Raw genomic sequence first — 25304 nt, forward strand, 5'->3', positions numbered from 1 at the left:
AATTAACCAATTAAATTAAAATAAGCGCCTTGAATTTGGTTGCCCCAAAGCATTGCAATCCAGCCAGCTATCGCTAAATAAGGCCCAAAAGGGATAGGGGTCGCTTTGTCTTTACCTTGTATGCTCAATAGTGCAATACCTATGATGGCACCTACTACGCTCGAAAGCAGAATAATAGTGAGTAATGACTGCCAGCCAAGTAATGCCCCAAATACTGCAAGCAATTTAAAATCGCCATAGCCCATGCCTTCTTTACCGGTTAATAACTTAAATAGCCAAAATACGCTCCATAAGCTTAAATAACCGCAAGCCGCGCCAATAATTGCATCGGTTGGTGTAATTGTGTAACCCATTACAGAGGCAATAAGTGCAAGCCATACAAGCGGAAGTGTAAGTTGATCTGGCAGCAGCATGTGGTCAATATCAATAAAGGTTAGTGCTACCAATATCCACGTTACAAAAATATATAAAAGGGCTTGCTCGGTCGCACCAAAGCTATAGGCAACAATTAAACTTAATATGGCAGTAATTAGCTCTACAGCAGGGTATCGGGCAGAAATAGGATTACTGCAACTTGCACATTTACCTTTAAGTATTAACCAACTAATAATAGGAATATTCTGCCAAGGCTTAATGGCAGTTTTACATTTAGGGCAGGTAGAGTTGGGCTTTACTAAGTTAAAAGGCTCGTTGATATTGGCTTGTTTAGGTTTATTCCCTGTAAGTTCATCTTCTAACAGTAGTCTGCATTCGCTTTGCCACTCACGTTGCATCATTAGCGGTAAGCGATAAATAACCACATTTAAAAAACTACCAATACATAAACTAATTAAGCCAATTGTGGTTAAATAAAACCACAATTGGCTTTGCATTACTTCAATAATACTTTGCATTTGTTTACCTAAAACTAAAATTTTTTAATAATACCAATTAACAGCGCGATGTAAAATCGTAATTAAAAACGCGATATAAAATCGCGACTACGTGTGTTTTTAAATAGGTGTTTATATTTTTTAAAGGTATTAAACAACAGAGCCCAATTGGAAAATAGGCAAGTACATGGCAACAATCAAGCCACCAACAAGTACACCTAGTACAGCCATAATAAGTGGCTCAAGCAAGCTCGATAGGCCATCAACAGCATCATCAACTTCTTGCTCGTAAATAGTAGCCACTTTGGCGAGCATGCCATCTAGTGAGCCAGACTCCTCACCAATCGCGACCATTTGTATTACCATATCAGGGAATATTTTAGAGTTACGCATTGCCCAGTTCATCTGATTACCAGAGCTAACCTCTGCTTTAATATCTAAAATAGCGTAACGATAAACAGCATTACCTGAAGCGCCTGCGGCAGAATCAAGTGCATCAACCAGTGGCACACCAGCGGCAAACGTGGTCGAAAGAGTTCGCGCATAGCGAGCAACAGCCGCTTTATTTAAAATCATACCGATCACAGGGAGTTTTAGTATTGCTCTGTCTGTAGCATCTCTGAGTTTTAAGCTTTTTAGTTTAGCTTCTTTAAAAAGCCAACCTGCACCAACAATCGCTATCAGCATCATCCACCAATATTCTTGCATAAATTCAGATATGCTAATTACGAATAAGGTAAATGCAGGCAGCTCTGCCCCAAATCCTGCAAAAATATCTTGGAACTGGGGTACTACAAAGATAAGTAAAATTGAGGTAACAATAAGTGCAATAACTAATACTGAAATAGGGTAAAACATCGCCTTTTTAATTTTTGACTTTAATGCTTCAGACTTTTCTTTATAAATAGCAACACGATCAAATATTCTATCAAGCGCACCCGACTGCTCGCCCGATGCTACTAGGTCGCAATATAAATCATCAAAATAACGGGGATGTTTTCTTAGTGCTGACGATAATGGCTGGCCTGCTTTTACTTCATCAGCAATTTTTTCCATTAATTTAGCGACACTTTTATTTGAAGAGCCGCTGCCAATCATTTCGATTGATTGTATTAGCGGAACGCCCGCCATCAACATAGTCGCTATTTGTCGAGTAACGAGAGCAATATCTTTAGGAGTTATCTTTTGTACACTCTGAATGCCAAATAACGGTTTTGCTTTACGCTTTACTTTTGAGGGTGTAATGCCTTGTTTTCGAAGCTGAGCTTTTACTAAGGCTATGCTCGAGCCGGTAACTTCTCCTTCTAAGCGTTTACCTCTGGCACTAACACCAACCCATTGGAAAGTATCTAAATTACTTTTTTCATTTTTCTTAGGCATTGAGACAGCCTTAAAGTGTTTCAGAAATATAGTTTAAAGGAGTGCTAGGAAACTAATCACTCCTTTAAGGTAATTATTTTACTGAACAATTAATACTTCTACCGTCTACGGTACATCCAGTTCCAGTCATAACCCATTTTAGGCTACCATTCGTGACGGTAGGAGTAATAGTTAAAGCCATTTTACTACCATCGCTAGCTGTGCCTGTTGTTGTTAAAGAAATAACACCATCAGTTGTAGATACAGCGTCAACGAAGTTAATTGTTGCGCCATCATCTGTAGCGATGTTAGCAGGGATATCTTCTGAGCCGCCGTCACAAGAAGTTAAGTTCCCATTCATTTGACTACAAAGGGCAACAGCTGTTTTATATGAAGCAATTCCTGCCAACGCTGAACTAACTTTAGTTCTCTGTGTGTAGTCTTGATACTGAGGCAGTGCTACTGCAGCAAGAATACCGATGATTGCTACTACAATCATTAATTCAATTAGGGTGAAACCCTGTTGTTTTTGAGTCATTGTTTTCATGTTTCCTCTCCTAAAGGATAGATTTTTGTAACTTAAATCACTTAAGCGGCAAAATGCCTCACTTAATTTAACTGATTTACTTTACAGTTTTACTTAAAATTAATTTTATTACACTTTAGCTTTAGGGTATGAAACACAAAAGCCGTATGTGAATTCATTATGTTTAGTACTAACTATAAAAGTTTACTAAGAGCACTACACGTTGTAGCAACAAATAGTATAGACATAAAGTAAGTCGTTTAGTTGCTTAAGTTTTTAATTATGTTTTTAAAAACTTAAGGTACTAGTTATTTATGACTACCTTTTGAAATGAAATAGTACAACATAATGAGTCTACCATTTTAATTTAGTATTTAGCACGCATATTCTTATAAAAAAGCGATTTTATTTAACAAAATGTTACAAAGTAAGCCTTTCGGATTATTTAATGCTTTTTTACTTCATTTGTCAACTAATTAGCGGTATTGATCGGCGGTTTTTGTTTTAAAATTGTTCAAAACGCATCGATAAATCGATTGATTGTAAGTTTTTTGTTAATGCTCCGCTTGATATAAAATCGACACCTGCTTGTGAATAAGTTTTGAGCGTTTCTAGGGTCATATTGCCTGAAACCTCTAATTTTGCACGCTTGTTGGTCAAAATTACGGCTTGTTTAATTTGCTCTACGCTAAAGTTGTCTAGCATAACTATGTCGGCGCCAGCTTCAATTGCTTGCTTGAGTTCAGGGAGTGATTCTACTTCTACTTCGACAGGTTTGTTTGGGTGGTTTTGTTTAGCTTGAGCTACGGCTTTGTTTATTGTGCCACAAGCCGCTATATGATTTTCTTTAATTAAAAAAGCGTCAAATAATCCAATACGATGGTTTGCCCCCCCGCCACATTTTACTGCGTATTTTTGAAGAGCGCGCAGACCTGGAATTGTTTTGCGTGTGTCGAGTAGTTGCGTAGTTGTGCCGCTTAGCTCTTTTACGTAACGCGCTGTAGTAGTTGCAGTGCCTGATAACGTTTGTACAAAGTTAAGTGCAGTACGTTCGGCAGTTAATATTGAACGAGCTGAACCAATAGCGGTGAATAATGTGCTGTTTGCTTTAACTGCGTCGCCATCATTTATAAGTACGTTAACCTGAACGCTTGGGTCTACTTGTTTGAATACTTCAAGGATGATGTCTTTTCCGCAAAAAATGCAGTCTTCGCGAGTGATTACTTTAGCGTTTGCTTGCTCATTTTTGGGGATCAATTGCGCGGTAATATCGCCTTCTTGCGCGGTTTGATAATTTAAATCTTCGTCAAGTGCAAGAGTGACTAGTTGAGTAATGAGGGAGTGCGAAATAGACATAGGATGCTCATAAGCGTTAATAAATTAAGCAAATTTTACTATGTTTATAAAAGAAAGAGAAGCGATTGCCTTTTCACCAATGTAAAGATAAGCGCGTATAGTAAATTAGTATCTACGTGTGGGTTTGAGTTATTTGTAGGTGAGGTTTTATACCTCGCTTGTTACTATCATTTTTTTAATAAATCCTTTAGCATCAGTACTATGTATCTCTTGATATTTATATAATAAACGTATCATGAAAATAGATTTAAACGGTGTTTTAAGTACGGTAGCGCAGCGGCCTTGTTCGCATTTTGATGAGCGCCCTGATGAGGCTGATATTTCTTTATTGGTGATTCACAATATATCATTGCCAGCAGGGCAGTTTGGTACACCTTTCATTGATGACTTATTTATGGGTAGCATTGACTGTAATGCTCATCCAAGTTTTAGTGACTTAAAGAGTTTACGTGTATCGGCCCATTGTTTTATAAAGCGCACCGGTGAGACTATACAATACGTGCCTTTTGAAAAACGTGCTTGGCATGCTGGGCAATCTGAGTTTGAGGACGCGCCTGCGTGTAATAACTTTAGTATTGGTATTGAACTTGAAGGTACCGACACCGCACCATATTCTTTAGCGCAGTACAAAACATTAACTATTATTAGTAAATCTATAATGCAACGCTATCCAAAAATTACCCCTTCGCGTATTGTTGGACATTGCGATATTGCTCCAGGGCGTAAAACCGATCCTGGTAGTAGCTTTAATTGGCCATTGTTTTTTAATATGCTTGAACAGCTAAGTTAAGAGAGTTATTCCCATGATTTTAGTTTCTATAATAATTGCATTAATACTAGAGCGCTTAGGGGCTCGGTCTAATTACTGGCAGATAAGTTATTACGCAAATGGTTATTTAAATCGCTCTAATAAATTACTTGGTGATAAGGGCTTATTTAGCTCAGCACCGGGCTTTTTAATTTGGCTTTTACTCCCAGTGATTGCGGTGGCACTAATTTATTGTTTGTCAGATTTTGTATTGTGGCAGCTGGGCATTAATATCGCGGTGCTTTTGGTTTGCTTTGGTTGTGCTAAGCAGCGTGCTTTATATAAGTCGTACTTAAATGCGTTAACGCGAGATGACGGTACTGCTGCATCTTTATATGCGTTGCAAATAGGTCAAAAGCGTACTGATGACATCGATGGTGGTGAAACCTTTGGGGAAACATTGGCGTGGGTAAATTTTAGATTTTACTGTGCGGTTATTTTTTGGTTTGTTGTTTTAGGTGCTCCAGGTGCGGTTTTATATGCACTGGTACGTACTTTAGCTGATTTAGTACGAGAAGATCATAAAGTAATATTTGCTAAGCGTTTTAAACTTATACATAAACTATTGTTTTGGCTCGACTGGTTACCTGCACGTATTACAAGCTTTGGTTATTTAGTAATAGGTAACTTTAATAAAGGCACGAGCTGTTGGTTACGTTACGTACTTAACTTTAAATCTCCAAACCGAGAAGTCGTAACATGTACTGCACTTGCTGCAGAGCAAGTTGAAAAGCGTTATTACGGCTGTACCTACGAAGCCACTTGTATGATTAAGCTTGTTAAGCGCAATGTATTATTTTACTTAGTACTTATAGCGCTACTTACATTATTTGGTGGACTGTCTTAGGTTAATACCTTTTTAATAAAGTACCTTATGCAAGGTAAGGTGCTTTAATCTCTTCCTGCAATTTTTGAACACAATAAAATAGAGCTAATATTCTAACCCCTTCTGGTCAGACCAATTGTTTTCATCCTATTAACGTTATAACAATTTTTGTAAATTGCGCATTGTTTAATCTTCGTTCAAAATGCGTTACGCTACTTTAATTGCTCAAATTACCTGTAAATTGACAGCTAATAAGGTTTTTGATACCGTATTGAAAATTTTTGGTATGACCAATTTACCTTTTGGGTAAATCATACTACTCAAAGCCCCGCTTTATGGGCTCTTTGTATTTATACAACGCGGACGTTGATTCATGTCTTTAAAGATCAAAGCAGCAAAGTTATCTGATGTTATTTTACAGCAACTCGAGAACATGATTCTTGAAGGCTCGTTAGCACCAGGTGAAAAGTTGCCACCAGAGCGTGAACTAGCAAAGCAATTTGAAGTGTCTCGCCCGTCACTGCGTGAGGCAATTCAAAAATTAGAAGCGAAAGGTTTAGTTACGCGTCGCCAAGGTGGCGGCACGTTTGTAAAAAATCAGCTCGAAGAAGGGCTTACTGATCCACTTTTTGATTTGATTAGTAAACACCCTGAGTCGCAGTTTGATTTACTTGAATTTCGTCATGCATTAGAAGGGATTGCTGCTTACTACGCGGCACTGCGCGGGACCAGCAACGATTTTAGCAAAGTGAAAGAAAGCTTTGATAAAATTGCCCTAGTTAATGATGATTTACAGCAAAAAGCAAAAGCAATTAATGCATTTCACTTTAGCGTGGCAGAAGCTTCGCATAATGTGGTGTTACTGCATTTAGTAAGAGGCATGAAAGCGCTGCTTGAGCAAAATGTATTGCAAAATTTAACTGTTTTATTAAAAAAGTCAGATATTAGCAGTCAATTAGCCCAACACAGGCGTTTATTAATGGATGCCGTTATTGACGGTAATCCAGAACAAGCCCGTTTAGCAAGTAATGCGCACTTAGCATTTATAGAAGAAGCACTACTTGAAGCAGGCAAAGAACATTCGCGAATTGAACGTAGTTTAAGACGCACTAAACAAAATTAAGTTAGTACATAACTACTTTGAACACACAAATTAAGTAGCTGTGATATTAAATTAACAATATTCGTATTTTAAACATAAGGAAACCTCCATATGTCTGAAGTCAATAAAATTGACGTAGACGCGCTAGAAACACAAGAGTGGTTACAAGCTCTTGAATCAGTTGTGCGCGAAGAAGGTGTTGAACGAGCTCAGTTTTTACTTGAGCAAGTATTAGAGCAAGCCCGTTTAGACGGCGTTGATATGCCAACGGGTATTACCACGAACTACGTTAATACTATTCCTGTAGATCAAGAACCTGCTTACCCGGGTGATGTAAATCTTGAGCGTCGTATTCGTTCAATTATACGTTGGAACGCGATTATGATCGTTCTACGTGCATCTAAAAAAGATCTCGACTTAGGCGGCCATATGGCGTCTTACCAATCATCTGCTGCATTTTATGAAGTGTGTTTTAACCACTTTTTTAAAGCGCCAAATGATGTAGACGGTGGTGACTTAGTTTATTACCAAGGTCATATTTCTCCTGGTATTTATGCACGTGCATTTGTTGAAGGTCGTTTATCGGCTGCACAACTAGATAACTTCCGCCAAGAAGTTGATGGCGAAGGCTTACCATCGTACCCACACCCTAAGTTAATGCCTGAATTTTGGCAGTTCCCTACGGTATCAATGGGCTTAGGTCCTATTTCGTCTATTTACCAAGCGCGCTTCTTAAAATACTTAGATGGTCGTGGCTTAAAAGATACTAAAAACCAACGTGTATACGCGTTTTTAGGTGACGGTGAAATGGATGAGCCAGAATCACGTGGCGCTATTTCTTTTGCTGCACGTGAAAAACTAGATAACCTTTGTTACTTAGTTAACTGTAACTTACAGCGTTTAGACGGCCCAGTTATGGGTAACGGTAAAATTATTCAAGAGCTAGAAGGCTTGTTTAAAGGCGCTGGCTGGAACGTAATTAAACTAGTGTGGGGCAGCGGTTGGGATATTCTTCTAGCTAAAGACACAACGGGTAAATTACTACAGTTAATGAACGAAACTGTTGATGGCGATTACCAAACATATAAAGCTAAAGATGGCGCGTACGTACGTGAAAATTTCTTTGGTCGTTACCCAGAAACAGCAGCACTTGTTGCTGACATGACAGATGACGAAATTTTCGCGCTTAAGCGTGGTGGTCATGAGTCATCAAAATTATTTGCTGCATTTAAAAAAGCAGAAGACACTAAAGGCCGTCCAACTGTAATTCTTGCTAAAACTGTAAAAGGTTACGGCATGGGTGAAGCAGCTGAAGGTAAAAACATTGCGCACCAAGTGAAAAAAATGGACATGTCGCATGTTGCGCATTTACGTTCACGCCTTGGTCTTGATGATTTAGTATCTGAAGAGCAACTTGCAGAACTACCTTATTTAGAGCTTGAAGAAGGTTCACCTGAGTATAAATATCTACATGCTCGTCGTGATGAACTTAAAGGTTATACACCTAAGCGTATTCCACGTTTTAGTGAAAAACTTACGTTGCCAGAAGTAGACGCGTTTAAGCCGCTACTTGAAGAGCAAAAGCGTGATATTTCAACCACTATGGGTTTTGTTCGTGCACTTAATATCTTATTAAAAGATAAAGGCATTGGTAAAAACATCGTACCAATTATTGCCGATGAAGCGCGTACATTTGGTATGGAAGGTTTATTCCGTCAAATCGGTATTTATAACCCGCATGGCCAAAACTATACGCCACAGGATCGTGATATTGTTTCTTATTATAAAGAAACTGTATCAGGGCAAGTGCTTCAAGAAGGTATTAATGAGTTAGGTGCAATGTCGTCATGGGTTGCTGCTGCAACTTCATACAGCACTAACGATTTACCAATGATCCCATTCTACATTTACTACTCTATGTTTGGTTTCCAACGAGTTGGTGACATGGCATGGATGGCGGGCGATCAACAAGCACGTGGTTTCTTATTAGGTGCTACTGCGGGTCGTACAACGCTAAATGGTGAAGGCTTGCAACACGAAGATGGTCACAGTCATATTCTTGCTAATACGGTTCCTAACTGTATTTCATATGACCCAACTTACGCGTTTGAAGTAGCTGTTATTGTACAAGACGGTATTCGTCGTATGTACGGTGATGACCAAGAAAATATTTACTACTACCTAACGCTTATGAACGAAAACTACCATCAGCCAGCTATGCCAGAAGGCGCTGAAGAAGGTATTCGTAAAGGTATTTATAAGCTTGAAAGTTACGAAGGTAAAAAAGCCAACGTACAGCTATTAAGCTCAGGTACTATTATGACTGAAGTACGTAAAGCCGCTACGATTCTAAGCGAAGAGTATGGCATTGCGTCTGACGTGTTCTCTGTAACGTCTTTCAACGAATTAACGCGTGAAGGTCAAGATGTTGAACGTTTCAACATGCTTAACCCTGAAGGCGAGCAAAAAACAGCATTCATCACAAGCGTATTAAACGACTCTGTGACTGTTGCAGCAACGGATTACATGAAAAACTACGCAGAACAAGCGCGTTCATTTATTCCAAGCAGCAACTACAAAGTGCTAGGTACAGATGGTTACGGTCGTTCTGATAGCCGTGAAAACCTACGTCGTCACTTTGAAGTTAACGCGGGCTACGTTGTTGTTGCTACGTTATCTGAACTTGCTAAACGCGGTGAAGTTGAGAAGTCAGTAGTTGTTGAAGCACTTAAAAAGTTCAACATCGACACTAACAAACTTAACCCACTGTACGCATAAGAGGTTTGCAATGAGTATTGAAATTAAAGTACCAGATATTGGTGACGATGAAGTAGAAGTAACCGAAATATTAGTAAGCGTTGGCGACAAAGTAGATGTGGACCAATCATTATTAAATGTTGAAGGCGACAAAGCATCAATGGAAATACCTGCTTCGCAAGCGGGTACAGTTAAAGAAATTAAAGTAAACGTTGGCGACATCGTTACAACTGGCTCTTTAGTATTTTTGTTTGAAGGCGAGAGTGAAAGCACTGGTGAAGAAAAAGCATCAGCCGCTGCTCCAGCTAAATCTGAAGAGGCAGCACCTGCTGCTTCTACAGGTTCTTCAACTAAAGAAGTAACCGTACCAGATATTGGCGATGATGAAGTTGAAGTAACTGAAATCATGGTTGCTGTTGGCGACACCGTTTCAGAAGAGCAATCTATCTTAAACGTTGAAGGCGACAAGGCAGCAATGGAAGTTCCAGCTCCATTTGCCGGTACAGTTAAAGAAATTAAAGTAGCCGCTGGTGATACAGTTAAAACTGGCTCATTAGTGTTTGTTTTTGAAGTAGCAGGAAGTGAATCTGCAGCACCGGCTAAAGAGTCGGCTCCTGTAGAAGCGCCAGCAGCTAGCTCAACAGCAAATGCAGCACCAAGTACTAAAGAAGTTAATGTACCTGATATTGGTGGCGATGAAGTTGAAGTAACTGAAATTATGGTTGCAGTTGGCGATACGGTTGAAGAAGATCAATCAATCTTAAACGTTGAAGGCGACAAAGCTGCAATGGAAGTACCAGCTCCATTTGCAGGTACAGTTAAAGAAATTAAAGTAGCCGCTGGCGATAAAGTATCGACTGGCTCATTAATTTTTGTATTTGAAGTTGCAGGCAGCGCGCCAGTAGCAGCACTTGCACCAGCTGAAAAATCAGCACCTGCAGCTGCGGCTAAAACTGAGTCGGCACCGGCTCAAGCAGCACCTGCAAAAGCAAGTAATGAAAGCTTCACAGAAAACAGCGCGTATGCTCATGCATCACCTGTTGTTCGCCGTTTAGCGCGTGAGTTTGGTATTAACCTAGCTAATGTTAAAGGCACTGGTCGCAAAGCCCGTATAGTTAAAGAAGACGTGCAAAACTACGTTAAAAACTTAGTTAAGCAAGTTGAGTCTGGTCAATTGTCAGCAGGTAGTAGCGCTGGTGGTAGCGAGCTTGGTCTTATTCCATGGCCTAAAGTTGATTTTGCTAAGTTTGGCGAAATTGAAGAGCAAAAGCTGTCTCGTATTCAAAAGCTATCAGGCAAAAACTTACACCGTAACTGGGTGCAAATCCCACATGTTACACAGTTTGACGAAGCTGATATCACAAGCCTTGAAGTATTCCGCAAAGAGCAAAATGTGCTTAGCGAGAAGAAAAAGCTGGGTGTTAAAATTACGCCACTTGTGTTTGTAATGAAAGCAGCTGCAAAAGCACTTGCTGAATTTCCAAAATTCAACTCATCGCTTTCTGCAGACGGCGAAAGCTTAATCCTTAAAAAGTACATTAACATTGGTGTTGCAGTTGATACGCCAAACGGTTTAGTTGTACCAGTGTTTAAAGATGTTGATAAAAAAGGCATTATTGAACTATCACGCGAATTAATGGAAGTATCTGTTAAAGCACGTGACGGGAAGCTTACATCGTCTGATATGCAAGGTGGTTGTTTTACTATTTCTAGCCTTGGCGGTATTGGCGGTACGGCATTTACGCCGATTGTTAATGCACCAGAAGTGGCTATTTTAGGTGTGTCTAAATCTGAAATGAAACCCAAATGGAATGGCAAAGAGTTTGAACCAAAACTAATGGTTCCGCTGTCTATGTCATACGACCATAGGGTTATTGACGGAGCCTTAGCTGCACGCTTTACTGTGACTCTTGCAAGTTACATGAGCGATATTCGCCAATTGGTGATGTAATCGCTGGACAATGAATAGAATCAAATCCCAGCCAGTTGTTTTTAGCTGGGATTTTTACCATTTGCAATGATACAATCTTTGCACAAATTTGTGATCTGCTCTCACTTTCTGCCTTGCAGAAACATGGCAGTTAAACTTTAGGGCAGTGTCCCGTTCAAACAATTAAGGTAATAGCATGAGCAACGAATTAAAAACTCAAGTTGTTGTACTAGGCGGTGGTCCTGGTGGTTACTCTGCGGCATTCCGCGCTGCTGACTTGGGCTTAGAAGTTACATTGGTAGAATCTCGTGAAACATTAGGCGGCGTATGTCTTAATGTTGGTTGTATTCCTTCAAAAGCACTTTTACACGTAGCTAAAGTGATTGATGATGCAGCTGAAATGTCATCTCATGGTGTTACTTTTGGCGCACCAAAGATCGATCTTGACCAAGTTCGTACTTGGAAAGATTCTGTAGTTGGCCAGTTAACTGGTGGACTAGAGGGCATGGCTAAAATGCGTAAAGTGAAAGTTGTATCTGGTTACGGTAAATTCACTGGCAGCAATACTTTAGTAGTTGAAGGCGAGAAAGACTCTACAACTATCACGTTTGATAACGCGATTATTGCAGCAGGTTCTAAACCAGTTAACTTACCTTTCATCCCACAAGATGACCGTGTAATTGATTCAACTGGCGCGCTAGAGCTTAAAGATGTACCAGAAAAACTACTTGTACTTGGTGGTGGTATTATCGGTCTTGAAATGGGTACGGTTTACCGTGCACTAGGTTCTGCAATTGATGTTGTAGAATTTGCTGACCAATTAGTTCCAGCAGCTGATAAAGACATTATCAAAATTTACCAAAAATACGTAAGCAAAAAATTCAACGTAATGCTTTCAACTAAAGTTGTTGGTGTTGAAGCTAAAAAAGATGGCTTATACGTAACGTTTGAAGGTAAAAACGCACCAGCAGAACCTGTACGTTACGACAAAGTGCTTGTTGCAGTTGGCCGTACTCCAAACGGTAACTTACTTGATGCAGAAAAAGCGGGCGTAAACGTTGATGAGCGTGGCTTTATTAATGTTGATAAGCAATTACGTACTAACGTAAGTCATATTTTTGCAATTGGTGACTTAGTTGGCCAGCCTATGCTTGCGCATAAAGCGGTTCATGAAGGTCATGTTGCTGCAGAAGTTATTTCTGGTCAGAAGCATTTCTTCGACCCTAAATGTATTCCTTCGATTGCGTATACTGACCCAGAAATCGCTTGGGTAGGTGTTACTGAGAAAGAAGCAAAAGAGCAAGGCCTAAAAATTGAAACTGCGGTATTCCCGTGGGCAGCTTCTGGTCGTGCTATTGCATCATCTCGTACTGAAGGTTCTACTAAACTTATTTTTGATAAAGAAAGTGGCCGTATAATCGGTGGTGCTATGATCGGTATTAACGCGGGCGAAATGCTTGGCGAAATCGGTTTAGGTATTGAAATGGGTGCTGATGGTGAAGACTTAGCGCTTACTATTCATGCTCACCCTACATTGAATGAATCAATCGGCCTTGCAGCTGAAATTTTTGAAGGTTCGATCACTGACTTACCAAACAAAAAAGCAGTTAAAAAGAAGTAATTTAACTTTTTAGCATTTGTTTGAAAAACCCAACTTCGGTTGGGTTTTTTTATGGGTGAAAGAGCAGGTTTTAAATTACAGTGTTTTAATTATGTGTAGGTGCGGCTTTATGCCGCGTTTTTTAAATTCAAAAAATTGAGCGAGGTATGCTCCGACTACGAGATGGGAGTTTGCTGTGGTTGGGGTGACGTTTGTTGTAGTCGCGGCTTTATGCCGCGCTTGTTAAATTAAAAACTTGCGCGAGGTAAACTCGCGACTACGGGTTTTTATTACTGATTGCTAAAATTCTCGTCACAGCCCTCACATATCTATTATCACCAAATATAGCTACAATGCGCGCTTAATTAATTGAAGGTAAATACAGTGAAAAACTCAGTTTTAGCATTACGCGCTCAACAAATAAGTGAATCCCGTCGAGAGTTTAATGCTCGAGGCGGTAAATTAGATCGCTGTGAGCAATGCTTAATAGCTAAGCACTACTGTATTTGTAAAGGTGTTGAGCATGCAGATTGTAAAGCAGCTGTGTGCTTATTAATGTATCACAATGAAAGTTTTAAACCTTCTAATACTGGGCGCTTAATTGCTGAAATAGTGCCAGATAACCACGCCTTTAGGTGGGACAGAACAGACCCTAACCCCGCTCTTTTAGCTTTGATAAGCGATTCACAATATCAGCCAATGGTAGTATTCCCTGCTGAAGATGTAGAAGAGGGCAGGGCCATTACCGAAATAAGTATTGAAGAGGGTAAAAAACCGCTATTTATATTTTTAGATGGTACCTGGCGTGAAGCTAAAAAAATGATTCGCAAAAGCCCATACTTAGATAACTTGCCTGTACTTTCTGTTACTGCTGATAAACTATCTGATTACCGATTACGTGTTGCCCCTCATGCGCATCAACTAGGCACTGCTGAAGTGGCTATTATGGTGCTAGCGCTTGCGGGAGAAATGGATGCATCTTCTAAATTAGAACAGCATTTTATTAAGTTTCGTGATGCGTATTTGCTTGGTAAGCGCAATAAAGGCCGACCGCTAGAAGAGTAGCTTTACGCAGTTAAGCGAAAGCTTGCTGCTCTTTTAAGTGAGCAAGTGCTTTATTTTGAATTGCTCTGAAGCCTTCTTCAGATGTTAATTGTAAAACCGTATTATATAATTGGCTTACGCTATTGTGAGCCTGAATAAACGAGGTGCAGTCCTCACCAATCATATCCTTAGCCTCTTCGACTCGCTTTAAAAAGTAACAGCTAATATCGGTTTTTCCCTTAAAGTGAGTAGTCGCAATAGCATTTTCTATTCTATTAAGCTGATAACTAAATTCATCAGGTCGAGAACCCTCACCCCATTTACTAATAGAAATATCGCTTTCTAACTGGATAATTACGTTAAGTATGTTTTTAAACTCACTCATTGGCATATTTAAAAAGTTATAACCTTTGGGGCTAAATAAAGCTTTATACGGATTTTCGTTGGGAGTTTGGGCACTAAAAACACCAATTGGTTTTGCTGTACTTGCGTCTGATACTTTACATAAAAAGGTATTGCTTTGCGGCATTTTAAAATTCATATCCATTGAGTATTTATGATCCTTGCGTTACTTAGTTATCGGCGCAATTAATGAAAAACTTAGCGAAATTTAAAATATTAATAAAGTATTTGAAGGTATTAATATTGATTAGCTGGGATGCAGTATTACCCTGCAAAAGTTAGTGGTAGTTGCTTAGAGCTTTACTAAACCCAAATTTTAGGCAAAGAAAAGCGCGCTCTATCTCTAGGCGCGCTTGCGGAATCTTCTAATTTTCTGCATCCTGCAATTGAACTTAATCAACTCCAATTTTTACTAATCCATGTTTATTACTATATTACTTTTTAGTTCTATGTAATGTAGACCATCCGGGCCTGTATCCTTAAATTCCTAAACATCCTGTAGGGTAAATACTATTACCAAATCCTTAATTACACTTCCTAGTGTATCCCTATTTTAACCAATCCATTGTGTTGCCTTAAAAGGCCTGTCCATTTATTCCTTAAACACCCTGTTAAACAACTTAGCCGTGTTGTTGTCCTTTTCGCATCTTCCTGACGCTGTCCTTTTTACAACATTGCGTTGTGATACTCATCCTGAGCCTGTCCTAAAATCCGTGTTGTCCTGGTAACCTAATCATTGGTTGGTTGAGTAAGCAGTCCATTTCCTTTTACTCAATAAGAAGCGTCATTGCTTGGTTGATGCGTAAATTATAGTGCAATAGAGCAACTAAAATAGGGATAAAACTACATTCAATTAGTATTTATGCAATAGTAATAATGTAAAAGTTCAATTAATACAGGTTATTAGGTTGTTTTTGTGTGTTTTTTATCTTGATTTTTACTCATTAGCTGTCACATCCGTGAGACATCTCTTACACTGCATTTCCTTTTTGGGCGTTATTTACATATTTACATTTATTTAAAGTGTGCACTTTTTGAATGAGCGCGGTAGAATTCGATGATAATAACAATTATTTAGGTGAAATAATGAAGACAGTATTTACACTTGTTTTAGGATTAGCAGCATCGGCACCAGCCTTTGCAAGTGACGTTGTTAATATCTATTCTTTTCGTCAGCCGTTTTTGATTCAGCCAATTTTAGAAGATTTTACAAAACAAACGGGAATAAAAACCAATGTTGTTTTTGCTAAAAAAGGGTTAATTGAGCGTGTTAAACGTGAAGGTAAACATAGTAAAGCCGATTTAGTATTAACCTCTAATTTTAGTGCGCTTATTCAATTAGAAGATTTAAAATTAACACAAACTATAAAAAGTGACAGTGTAAATAATAACGTGCCTGCAGCTTTTCGTGACGGTGATGGCCAATGGGTCGCGCTTACTAAGCGAGTGCGTAATGTGTATTCATCAAAAGAGCGAGTTGGTGAGTTACCTAAGCTCACTTATGAAGATTTAGCAGATCCTAAATACAAAGGACAAATTTGTACGCGTTCTGGCAAACATCCATATAACTTAGGTTTAGTGGCTTCTATGATTGCACACCATGGTGAAGCGCAAACCAAAGAGTGGCTTGAAGGTGTTAAGGCTAATTTAGCACGTAAACCTCAAGGTAACGATCGTGCTCAAGTTAAAGCAGTTAAAGAAGGTTTATGTAACTTGGCATTAGGTAATAGTTACTATCTTGGTAAAATGCTAGAAGATAAAGAGCAAAAAGGTTGGGCAGAGGCCGTAAATATTAACTTTCCGAATCAAACTAATCGTGGCTCACACATAAATGTTTCGGGTGCGGTTATTACCAAATATGCTAAAAACCCTGAAAATGCATTAAAGCTCATAGAATATATGACCGACAGCAAAGCACAAAACATGTATGCCTCATTAAATATGGAGTATCCAGTTAAGTCGGGTGTTGAACTATCAAGTTTGGTTGCCTCTTGGGGGAGTTTTAAAGAAGACAGCTTGCCACTTGATGAGATTAGTAAATATCGTCCGTTAGCACTTAAGCTAATTGATGAGGTGAAGTTCGATCTTTAATGACTAATAAATTTAAGCTGTCTAAATGGCAGCTCTTTGCGTGGTCGACTGGCTTAATTCTATCGGCCCCGTTGTTTTTTCTTCTTTTTGAATCTCTACAAGGTAGCTCTGAGGTGTTTTCTCACCTGTGGGATACCGTGCTTTGGGATTACATAACCAATACCGTATTGCTTGTTTTAGGTGTTTGCGTCCTTAGCTGCGCCATAGCTTTGCCACTTGGATGGCTAACGGCTTACTGTAGTTTCCCGGGTAAAAAACAGTTTGAATGGGCACTTATGCTGCCCCTTGCTATGCCCACCTATATTATTGCCTATGTATACACTGATTTATTAGATTATGCGGGCCCGGTGCAAATAGCGCTGAGAGAATGGTTTGGTTGGCAATCGCCTAATGACTATTGGTTTTTTGATATACGTACATTACCCGGCGCCATCGTTATGATTGCCTTGGTGCTTTATCCGTATTTATTTTTGATTTTTAAAACGGCTCTTCGCGAGCAGTCATTCAAATTAGTACAAGCTAGCCAGTTAATGGGATTATCTCCTTGGCAAAGTTTCTTTAAAGTAAGCTTAGTACTCTCTCGTGGGGCTATTGTGGCGGCTCTTGCGCTTATAAGTATGGAAACCATGGCTGACTTTGCAACAGTGAGTTATTTTGCCGTAAGTACATTAACGACTGCCGTATACGATACGTGGTTTGGTTATTACTCACTTACAGCGGCAGCTAAAATATCGGGTGTGATGTTATTACTGTTATTTTTAGCATTAATGGCAGAGCGCTTTAGTCGTCGTAACCAAGCGGTATTTGAGCGCCAATCAAGTGTAAATAGCGAATCTCTCTATGTATTAAAAGGAAAGTCAGCTTGGCTCGCAACGGCATTTTGCAGCTTTATTTTACTTATCGCGTTTGTGATCCCTATTGCAGTACTTATAAATTACGCCATTACCTACTTTGATAAAGCATGGAATGTAGAGTTTTTTAGTTACGCTTGGCAAAGTTTAAAAGTGGCTGGGGTTGTAAGTGTTATAACCATTACATTGAGTGTTTTTGTGGTTTTTTATCAGCGTGTGGCAAAGCAAACGTATCCGCTTATTCCTGGGCGTTTAGCAAGCACAGGCTATGCGTTGCCTGGCACAGTACTCGCTATTGCGGTCTTGTTACCTCTTACATTGTTAGAGAACACCATCAACAAAGCGCTCGAGCCGTATAATTTAGATATTGGCTTACTGCTTACAGGTAGCATTCTTACTATTATTATTGCTTATATTGTTAGGTTCTACGCCATTGCACACGGAGCAATTGAGTCGAGTTTTTTACGTATTAGCCCATCACTTGATATGGCAAGCCAATCAATGGGTAAAAGCCAAGGACAAACACTGCGTTTAGTGCACCTACCTTTACTGCGAAGAGGATTGCTTACTGCTGCGTTATTGGTATTTATTGAGTGCATGAAAGAACTGCCGGCTGCGCTATTGCTCAGGCCGTTTAATTTTGAAAGCTTAGCTACTCATGTATTTCAGTATGTGAGTGACGAGCAGTTAGAGCTTGCTTCTATATCGGCATTATTTATTGTTATTGTTGGGTTTATTCCTTTGTATTTTATTAATCGTTCTATGGAGCAGCGTAGTTAAATGAGTAGTTTAATTTTACAAGGCGTGAGCTATCACTATAACGGCACAAAGGTTATTCACGATTTAGATTTAACGGTGGGTAAAGATGAAATTGTTTGTCTACTCGGAGCGAGTGGGTGCGGTAAAACGACCACGTTAAAAGCGATTGCAGGTTTAATTGAAGCTAAGCAAGGGTCTATTTTTATAGACGGTAAATTAGTGAGTGATGAGCAATCGTTTGTCTCGCCTGAGCACCGTAACATCGGCATGATGTTTCAAGACTATGCGTTGTTTCCGCATTTAACGGTAGCAAATAATATCGCATTTGGGCTTAGTAAAATGAGTAAAGCTCAAAAGCAGCAACGCGTTGATGAAATGCTTAAGCTGGTACATTTAATTGGCTGTGCCAACAGGTTCCCGCATCAGTTATCGGGTGGCCAACAGCAGCGTGTAGCTATTGCTCGTGCATTAGCTTATAAGCCTAGTTTATTGCTACTTGATGAGCCCTTTTCAAATATCGACACACAAGTACGCTTTGAATTAATTGCCGATATACGTCGAATTATTAAGGCAACCCAAGTATCTGCTGTGTTTGTTACACATTCAAAAGAAGAGGCGTTTGCCTTTTCAGATACACTTGCCATTATGCATCGCGGTAAAATTGAGCAACAAGGCACGCCTGAGCAGCTTTTTGCAGCTCCATGTTCAAAGGAGGTTGCAGAGTTTCTGGGTCAAGGCATATACTTGAGCGCAGAAGTATTAACAGCAACTGAATACAAAACACCATTTGGTTTAGTCGAATCTTATGTTGAGAGTAAGCATGACGTAAGCGTAGGGCTTATATATGTGCGCCCTCATCAAATAGAATTAGTGGCAGATAACCAAAGTGACAAACTCAGCAAGCGAGCTACAATCATAAGTCGTCGATTTATTGGTTCGGCGTATGTTTATTCGGTTGTTATTGATAAACAAGAAATTGAAGTTGCTGCACAATATGGCCAGTCATTTGAAAATAATGAACAGGTTATAATAAAAATAAAACCTCACACGGTGAATTTTTTCGAATCGTAATTAATTTGTTATTCGCTGTGTTTTTATCTGTAAAACTAAGGAATAACAATGGCGCAAGCGCAATCAGGGATTTGTGCTGAAGCAAACTTACACGGTTTGCACTTATTTTTTAATGTGTTTGATGGTCAAGATGAATCACTTCGCGCAAAGTTAAAACAAGTAAGCGCTATTGAAGAAGAATTTAGCGATCAGTTCTCAGAATCAATGCTCTCTTGTATGGTTGCTATTGGTGCGCAATATTGGCCGCATATCCTCCCTGAATACATCCCAAGCGAATTACAGAGCTTTCCTAATATAAACCATAGCGATCATCAAATGAGCGTACAACCGTGCGATTTGTTTGTGCAAATTCGCTCTGACCGTGAAGACGTTAATCATTTGTTTGCGCTGCAAATTTTAAAACTATTTGCCCCCGATGTTGAGCTGGTGGAGCAAATTCGTAATTTTCGCTTTTTAGATGGTCGTGATTTTAATGGTTTTATTTATGGTGGCGATACAGCTCATGGAAGAAAAAAGCGCGCTACGGCTTTAATTAGTAACCCTGGCAATTTTGAAGATCAGGGGAGTTATATTCATGTACAGCGCTATAAGCATGACTTAACTATGTGGCAGCACTTATCATTGAGCGAGCAAGAACAAATAATGGGACGTACGCGCCTTGATAACACGCTAATTACCCCTGCGATCGAAACCAGCCATGCTTCACGTAGCGAGCTAAAAGACGAAGACGGACAACCGCTATTATTAAATCAGAGCATGCCTTATGGCGATGTGTATGAGCAGGGAATGTTATCAATTACATGCTCTTGTACGGGCACCGCATTTGAAAAAGTACTTAATAGTCGTTTAGGGGAAGGGGATTGTTACGACCACTGGCTTGATTTTACTCAAGCCGATATGGGTTCTGCTTTCTTTGCGCCTTCAGTCGGGTTTTTAAAACAAATTTAGTTTGCTATTAAACCGTATCAAATAAAATGCGAACACGTTCAAGTGTTACATCTATTTCAGATATTTTAGCAGGAGCGATAAAAATAGTATCGTCGCCTGCAATTGTTCCTAGTACGCCATCTGCTTTACCTAATGAATCTAATAAACGAGCGATAAGCTGAGCGGCGCCTGGACTGGTACGAATAATGATCATCATTTCGTTGTGCATAATGTCGATTACTAATTGGCGTAATGGGCTTTTAGCCGTAGGTACACCCATTTCAGCTGGTAAGCAGTAAACCATTTCTTGTTTGGCGTTACGTGTGCGTACAGCACCAAATTTACTTAGCATGCGCGATACTTTACTTTGGCTTATATTGTCAAAGCCTTGATCTTTTAATGCATCAACTATTTCGCCTTGAGAGCCAAAATTTTCTTCTTTTAATAGTGATTTAAATGCTTTTACCAGTGCTTCTTGTTTATCTTGTGGTTGCATAGTCTTTATTCGTTTTTGTTATTTATGCCGCAAATTCTACACAAAAATGAATAATTATGCAGCAGTTGTTTAGTTAACTTGCCAGTTTGATGCGTTAAATCACAAAAGTTTACGACTATGGTCGAAAATATACTTGAAATAGACAGGATAAATTTGTTTTTAGTCGCTAATTTCATTATCTTAAGAGCCACAAATGTTTCCTACCTCAAATTACGGAGAATTCCAATGAAAGTTGCTGTATTAGGTGCTGCAGGCGGTATCGGCCAAGCGTTGTCTTTATTATTAAAAACAGGCTTACCAGCTGGCTCTGAATTATCACTTTATGATGTTGCACCAGTAGTACCAGGTGTTGCGGTTGACCTTTCTCACATCCCAACAGATGTTAAAGTAGCAGGCTTTGGCGCAGACGAATTAAACAAAGCGCTTGAAGGCTCTGACATCGTTCTTATCCCAGCGGGTATGCCACGTAAACCAGGTATGGATCGTGCTGATTTATTTAATGTAAATGCTGGTATCATCAAAACTTTAGCAGAAGGCATTGTTGCTAGCTGTCCTAAAGCGTTAGTAGGTATTATTACTAACCCAGTAAATGGCACAGTTCCAATCGTTGCTGAAGTATTCAAAAAAGCAGGTACTTACGACGCTAAACGTGTATTCGGTATTACTACGCTTGACGTTATTCGTTCAGAAGCATTTGTTGCTGAACTTAAAGGCGTAGACGTAGCAACTGTTAAAGTACCAGTAATTGGTGGTCACTCAGGCACAACTATTCTTCCTCTACTTTCTCAAGTTGAAGGTGTTTCTTTCACTGATGAAGAAGTTGCTGCACTTACTCCACGTATCCAAAATGCGGGTACTGAAGTTGTAAATGCTAAAGCAGGCGGTGGTTCAGCTACGCTATCTATGGGTGCTGCTGCAGCTCGTTTTTGTATGTCTTTAGTTAAAGGCCTACAAGGTGAAGAAGTTGTAGATTACGCTTACGTTGCTGTTGAAAATGGCGATGCAGAGTACTTTGCACATCCAGTACGTTTAGGTAAAAACGGCGTAGAAGAAATTCTTTCTTACGGCGAACTAAGCGCATTTGAAACAAAAGCAAAAAATGACATGCTTGAAACACTGAAAAAAGACATCAAAGAAGGTGTTGATTTCATGGCGTAATAGCCAAAGTAGAATAACAAAAAAGCCTGCATTTGCAGGCTTTTTTATTGCTCAGAATTAATTTCACACTGTGTAACTAGTTAAAACTAGTGGTCGCGGTCAACCGCAATACGAGCAAGGCTTATGAGTGCTTGCTTATAGTCAGACTCAGCTAAAAAGTCTAAACACGCAATAGCTTTGTCAGCTTCAAGCTCTGCTTTTTGCATTGTAAATTCAAGCGCATTAGTTTGCTTTAGTGCCGATAGAATGTCTTCTAAATGCTCCATACCATTACTGTGCTCTATCGCATCACGAATAAGCTGCGTTTGCTGCTCACTACCATGTTGCATAGCATAAATAAGTGGAAGCGTTGGTTTGCCTTCAGCTAAATCATCACCAATGTTTTTACCCAACTGCTCAGCATCTGCATTGTAATCGAGTACATCATCTACTAGCTGAAACGCAGTACCTAAATGCATACCATATAGGTTTAGTGCATCGAGAGTAGTTTGGTCTTGCTCAGTAATAATGGCAGCAAGCCCTGTCGCTGCTTCAAACAACTTAGCTGTTTTAGAGTAAATAACCTGCATATAACTGGCTTCGGTTGTATCTGGGTCGTTGCAGTTCATTAACTGCAATACTTCACCTTCAGCAATAATGTTTGTTGCATCGGCAAGTACTTGCATAACCTGCATTTTTCCAAGGCCAACCATAAGCTGAAATGAACGAGTGTAAATAAAGTCACCAACCAATACGCTAGCAGCATTACCAAATTCAGCATTTGCTGTAGGTGTGCCACGTCGTAAGTTTGATTCATCTACAACATCATCATGCAATAGCGTTGCTGTATGAATAAACTCAACAATTGTTGCAAGTGTTATGTGATCTTTACCCTGATAACCGAGCGCTTTGGCTGCTAAAATCGCCAGCATTGGACGAACGCGTTTGCCGCCACTGCTAACTATATATAAACCAAGCTGATTAACTAACGCCACATCTGAGCGCATTTGCGCATGTATAAGTTGATTGACGTCATTCATATCGCTTTCGATTAACGCCTGGATAGCTTTTATATCCATTGATCTCCGAGCCAATTTTTATGTGTGAACGGCGCAGATTGTACAACAAAAAATGCACTAGCTCGATATTTTGTGACGATTGATTGAAAAAACACTATTAAAGTACTTAATTTAGACTGAATTAGCCAAGATAACTGATTAATTGATAATCAATATACAGTTTGTGGTGTGCTTAGATATTAAGCTGTGAGGGTCATATTTGAGTACATTAATTTATTTCGACTAAGAGTTAAAAAGCGCTTGGCAAAAGGGCTAATTAATATAAAATGGGGTAAATATTGAATTGCTCTCAAAGCAGCTACTTTTTATTCATTTTAATTACAAAATAGGCTTGCTAGTTATTTCGCGTTAGCGTAAACTTCGCGCCCTATCGAAGAATATTTTAGTTGCGCCGATTTGAGGGTGCACAGACGGAGTTAATTATGTACGCGGTTTTCCAAAGTGGTGGTAAACAGCATCGTGTGACTGAAGGTCAAACGATTCGTCTTGAAAAATTAGACGTTGAAACTGGTGCGGCAGTAGAATTTGATTCAGTACTTTTAGTTGCTGATGGTGAGAAAATCGAGATCGGTGTACCGTTCGTAAACGGTGGCAAGATAACAGCTGAGGTTGTTTCACATGGTCGCGGTGAGAAGATTAAGGTTGTTAAATTTAGACGCCGTAAGCATTCTCGTAAGCAAATGGGCCATCGTCAATGGTTCACTGAAGTTAAAATCACTAGCATTAGCGCTTAATTAGAGGTACTTAGAAATGGCACATAAAAAAGCAGCTGGTAGTACTCGTAACGGTCGCGATTCAGAAAGCAAACGCCTAGGTGTTAAGCGTTTTGGTGGCGAATCAGTTCTAGCGGGTAGCATCATTGTTCGTCAGCGTGGAACTCGTTTCCACCCTGGTACTAACGTAGGTATCGGTAAAGACCACACTATCTTCGCAAAAGCAGATGGTAAAGTTCAGTTTGAACAAAAAGGTCCTTTAAACCGTAAATACGTAACTATCGTAACTGAGTAATCAGTAAGGTAGTTAAAAACCCCGCCTTTGCGGGGTTTTTTGTTTTGTAGTCAGTCAAAATATATACCCAAGCCTGCATTTGTGTTGGCTTGGGTATATAATAGAGTTATTAAACAAGCCAATCCCTAAAGTGAGTAATCATGAAGTTTGTAGATGAAGTAGAAATTCGCGCAGAAGCTGGAGACGGTGGCAGCGGCATCGTGTCTTTCCGTCGTGAAAAATATGTTCCAGATGGTGGACCAGACGGCGGTGACGGTGGAGACGGTGGTAGTGTTTATCTACAAGCTGATGAAAACTTAAATACCCTAATTGATTATCAGTTTGAGCGCTTTCATAGAGCTGAACGTGGTACTAACGGTCGTAGCCGTAACTGTACAGGCCGAAAAGCCGATGACTTATTTGTTATGGTGCCTGTAGGCACGCGCATCATGGATGTTGATACCCAAGAGGGACTTGGTGACTTAACTCAAGATGGTCAACGAATTTTGGTTGCAAAAGGTGGTTTCCACGGCTTGGGGAATGCACGTTTTAAATCAAGTACTAACCGAGCACCTCGTCAAAAAACATTGGGCACACCCGGTGAAGTACGTAACTTAAAGTTAGAGTTACTATTATTAGCTGATGTAGGCTTACTAGGATTACCAAATGCAGGTAAATCTACGTTTATCCGCAGTGTATCTGCAGCAAGACCAAAAGTAGCTGATTACCCATTCACGACGCTTATTCCTAATTTAGGTGTGGTACGTCCTGAAGCAAATAAATCATTTGTTATAGCCGATATTCCGGGTCTAATTGAAGGTGCATCTGATGGTGCAGGCCTAGGTATTCGCTTCTTGAAGCATTTAGAGCGTTGTCGTGTGTTATTGCACATTATTGATGTAATGCCGGTAGATGGTTCAAACCCTGTTGATAATGCATTCTCGATTATTAACGAGCTACACCAATACAGTCCTAAATTAGCTGAAAAACCACGCTGGTTAGTGTTTAATAAAATAGATTTATTACCAGAAGATGAAGCAAAAGCGCTATGCGAAGCGATTGCAGAAGAGCTGGGCGAAACTGAAAATATTTATCACATTTCAGCAATTAATAAACTTAATACTCAACCTTTAATCCACAACATAATGACACTACTTGATAGCATGCCTAAAGAGAAGTTTGTACAAGTTGAAGATGAAGAAGTTGAATTCAAGTGGGATACCTATCATGAAAAAGCCACTAAAGGTAAAGGCAATGATGATGATTGGGACGACTGGGATGAAGATGATTACGACGTAGAAGTTGTCTACGAGCGTTAATTAAA

Annotated in this window: 22 protein-coding genes; 15 read left to right on the plus strand and 7 right to left on the minus strand. The window is 39.6% G+C overall.

The annotated features are described in order from the left end of the window. Positions 1-2 precede the first annotated feature (2 nt). The 4 genes from GQR45_RS03460 to nadC all read right to left on the minus strand — a co-directional run bounded on the left by GQR45_RS03460 (position 3) and on the right by nadC (position 4113). Positions 3-893, minus strand: a complete 891-nt coding sequence (locus GQR45_RS03460; RefSeq protein ID WP_165725135.1) for an A24 family peptidase — start codon at positions 891-893, stop codon at positions 3-5. A gap of 129 nt (positions 894-1022) precedes the next feature. Further along, positions 1023-2252 (minus strand): type II secretion system F family protein, encoded by a 1230-nt coding sequence (locus GQR45_RS03465; protein WP_165725136.1) that lies wholly within the window; start codon positions 2250-2252, stop codon positions 1023-1025. A gap of 73 nt (positions 2253-2325) precedes the next feature. Next, positions 2326-2778 (minus strand): prepilin-type N-terminal cleavage/methylation domain-containing protein, encoded by a 453-nt coding sequence (locus GQR45_RS03470; protein WP_277344595.1) that lies wholly within the window; start codon positions 2776-2778, stop codon positions 2326-2328. Positions 2779-3261: 483 nt separating this feature from the next. Further along, complete coding sequence (gene nadC / locus GQR45_RS03475) at positions 3262-4113, minus strand: carboxylating nicotinate-nucleotide diphosphorylase (protein ID WP_165725137.1); 852 nt, start codon at positions 4111-4113, stop codon at positions 3262-3264. 235 nt (positions 4114-4348) lie between these two features. On the opposite strand from nadC, the gene ampD reads away from it, so the two are divergent. The 7 genes from ampD to GQR45_RS03510 all read left to right on the plus strand — a co-directional run bounded on the left by ampD (position 4349) and on the right by GQR45_RS03510 (position 14201). After that, entirely contained in the window at positions 4349-4903 is a 555-nt protein-coding gene (ampD, locus tag GQR45_RS03480) for a 1,6-anhydro-N-acetylmuramyl-L-alanine amidase AmpD (RefSeq protein ID WP_165725138.1), read from the plus strand. A 13-nt stretch (positions 4904-4916) separates the two neighbouring features. Further along, complete coding sequence (ampE, locus tag GQR45_RS03485) at positions 4917-5768, plus strand: beta-lactamase regulator AmpE (protein WP_165725139.1); 852 nt, start codon at positions 4917-4919, stop codon at positions 5766-5768. Between the two features lie 352 nt (positions 5769-6120). After that, positions 6121-6870, plus strand: a complete 750-nt coding sequence (gene pdhR / locus GQR45_RS03490) for a pyruvate dehydrogenase complex transcriptional repressor PdhR (protein WP_007586129.1) — start codon at positions 6121-6123, stop codon at positions 6868-6870. Between the two features lie 90 nt (positions 6871-6960). After that, positions 6961-9627, plus strand: a complete 2667-nt coding sequence (aceE, locus tag GQR45_RS03495) for a pyruvate dehydrogenase (acetyl-transferring), homodimeric type (RefSeq protein ID WP_010553346.1) — start codon at positions 6961-6963, stop codon at positions 9625-9627. A 10-nt stretch (positions 9628-9637) separates the two neighbouring features. After that, entirely contained in the window at positions 9638-11557 is a 1920-nt protein-coding gene (aceF, locus tag GQR45_RS03500) for a pyruvate dehydrogenase complex dihydrolipoyllysine-residue acetyltransferase (RefSeq protein ID WP_165725140.1), read from the plus strand. A gap of 175 nt (positions 11558-11732) precedes the next feature. Next, the gene (gene lpdA / locus GQR45_RS03505; protein WP_007586124.1) at positions 11733-13157 is read left to right on the plus strand and encodes a dihydrolipoyl dehydrogenase; all 1425 of its coding nucleotides are present in this window, start codon (positions 11733-11735) and stop codon (positions 13155-13157) included. Between the two features lie 363 nt (positions 13158-13520). After that, positions 13521-14201: a tRNA-uridine aminocarboxypropyltransferase gene (locus GQR45_RS03510; protein WP_024590630.1), complete on the plus strand. Its 681-nt coding sequence runs from the start codon at positions 13521-13523 to the stop codon at positions 14199-14201. A 10-nt stretch (positions 14202-14211) separates the two neighbouring features. Here GQR45_RS03510 and GQR45_RS03515 read toward each other — a convergent pair whose 3' ends face one another. Further along, complete coding sequence (locus tag GQR45_RS03515; RefSeq protein WP_165725141.1) at positions 14212-14727, minus strand: hypothetical protein; 516 nt, start codon at positions 14725-14727, stop codon at positions 14212-14214. Positions 14728-15668: 941 nt separating this feature from the next. Here GQR45_RS03515 and GQR45_RS03520 point away from each other — a divergent pair. From GQR45_RS03520 to GQR45_RS03535, 4 genes are read left to right on the plus strand one after another with little or no spacing between them, the layout of a single operon-like run. Further along, complete coding sequence (locus GQR45_RS03520; protein WP_165725142.1) at positions 15669-16673, plus strand: Fe(3+) ABC transporter substrate-binding protein; 1005 nt, start codon at positions 15669-15671, stop codon at positions 16671-16673. Continuing rightward, positions 16673-18304: an iron ABC transporter permease gene (locus GQR45_RS03525; protein WP_165725143.1), complete on the plus strand. Its 1632-nt coding sequence runs from the start codon at positions 16673-16675 to the stop codon at positions 18302-18304. Before GQR45_RS03520 ends, GQR45_RS03525 begins: the two co-directional genes overlap by 1 nt. Continuing rightward, the gene (locus GQR45_RS03530; protein ID WP_165725144.1) at positions 18305-19354 is read left to right on the plus strand and encodes an ABC transporter ATP-binding protein; all 1050 of its coding nucleotides are present in this window, start codon (positions 18305-18307) and stop codon (positions 19352-19354) included. Between the two features lie 48 nt (positions 19355-19402). Then, positions 19403-20302 (plus strand): Dyp-type peroxidase, encoded by a 900-nt coding sequence (locus tag GQR45_RS03535; RefSeq protein WP_024590635.1) that lies wholly within the window; start codon positions 19403-19405, stop codon positions 20300-20302. Positions 20303-20309: 7 nt separating this feature from the next. Here GQR45_RS03535 and argR read toward each other — a convergent pair whose 3' ends face one another. Beyond that, positions 20310-20777 (minus strand): transcriptional regulator ArgR, encoded by a 468-nt coding sequence (gene argR, locus GQR45_RS03540; RefSeq protein ID WP_002957753.1) that lies wholly within the window; start codon positions 20775-20777, stop codon positions 20310-20312. Positions 20778-21002: 225 nt separating this feature from the next. On the opposite strand from argR, the gene mdh reads away from it, so the two are divergent. Next, positions 21003-21935, plus strand: coding sequence for a malate dehydrogenase (gene mdh, locus GQR45_RS03545; protein WP_007586102.1), 933 nt, complete (start codon positions 21003-21005; stop codon positions 21933-21935). An 86-nt stretch (positions 21936-22021) separates the two neighbouring features. Here mdh and ispB read toward each other — a convergent pair whose 3' ends face one another. Further along, the gene (gene ispB / locus GQR45_RS03550; RefSeq protein ID WP_007586099.1) at positions 22022-22993 is read right to left on the minus strand and encodes an octaprenyl diphosphate synthase; all 972 of its coding nucleotides are present in this window, start codon (positions 22991-22993) and stop codon (positions 22022-22024) included. A 422-nt stretch (positions 22994-23415) separates the two neighbouring features. Between ispB and rplU the strand changes: the two genes are divergently transcribed. The 3 genes from rplU to cgtA all read left to right on the plus strand — a co-directional run bounded on the left by rplU (position 23416) and on the right by cgtA (position 25299). Further along, positions 23416-23727 (plus strand): 50S ribosomal protein L21, encoded by a 312-nt coding sequence (gene rplU / locus GQR45_RS03555; RefSeq protein ID WP_002957748.1) that lies wholly within the window; start codon positions 23416-23418, stop codon positions 23725-23727. A gap of 16 nt (positions 23728-23743) precedes the next feature. Beyond that, the gene (gene rpmA / locus GQR45_RS03560) at positions 23744-24001 is read left to right on the plus strand and encodes a 50S ribosomal protein L27 (protein WP_002957747.1); all 258 of its coding nucleotides are present in this window, start codon (positions 23744-23746) and stop codon (positions 23999-24001) included. Between the two features lie 140 nt (positions 24002-24141). Further along, positions 24142-25299 carry an Obg family GTPase CgtA gene (gene cgtA, locus GQR45_RS03565; RefSeq protein ID WP_007586086.1) on the plus strand — a complete coding sequence of 386 codons (1158 nt, stop codon included), beginning with the start codon at positions 24142-24144 and terminating at the stop codon, positions 25297-25299. The last annotated feature ends 5 nt before the right edge of the window (positions 25300-25304 follow it).

Source organism: Pseudoalteromonas sp. SA25 (assembly GCF_011378705.1).
In the GTDB taxonomy this organism is placed as follows: domain Bacteria; phylum Pseudomonadota; class Gammaproteobacteria; order Enterobacterales; family Alteromonadaceae; genus Pseudoalteromonas; species Pseudoalteromonas arctica.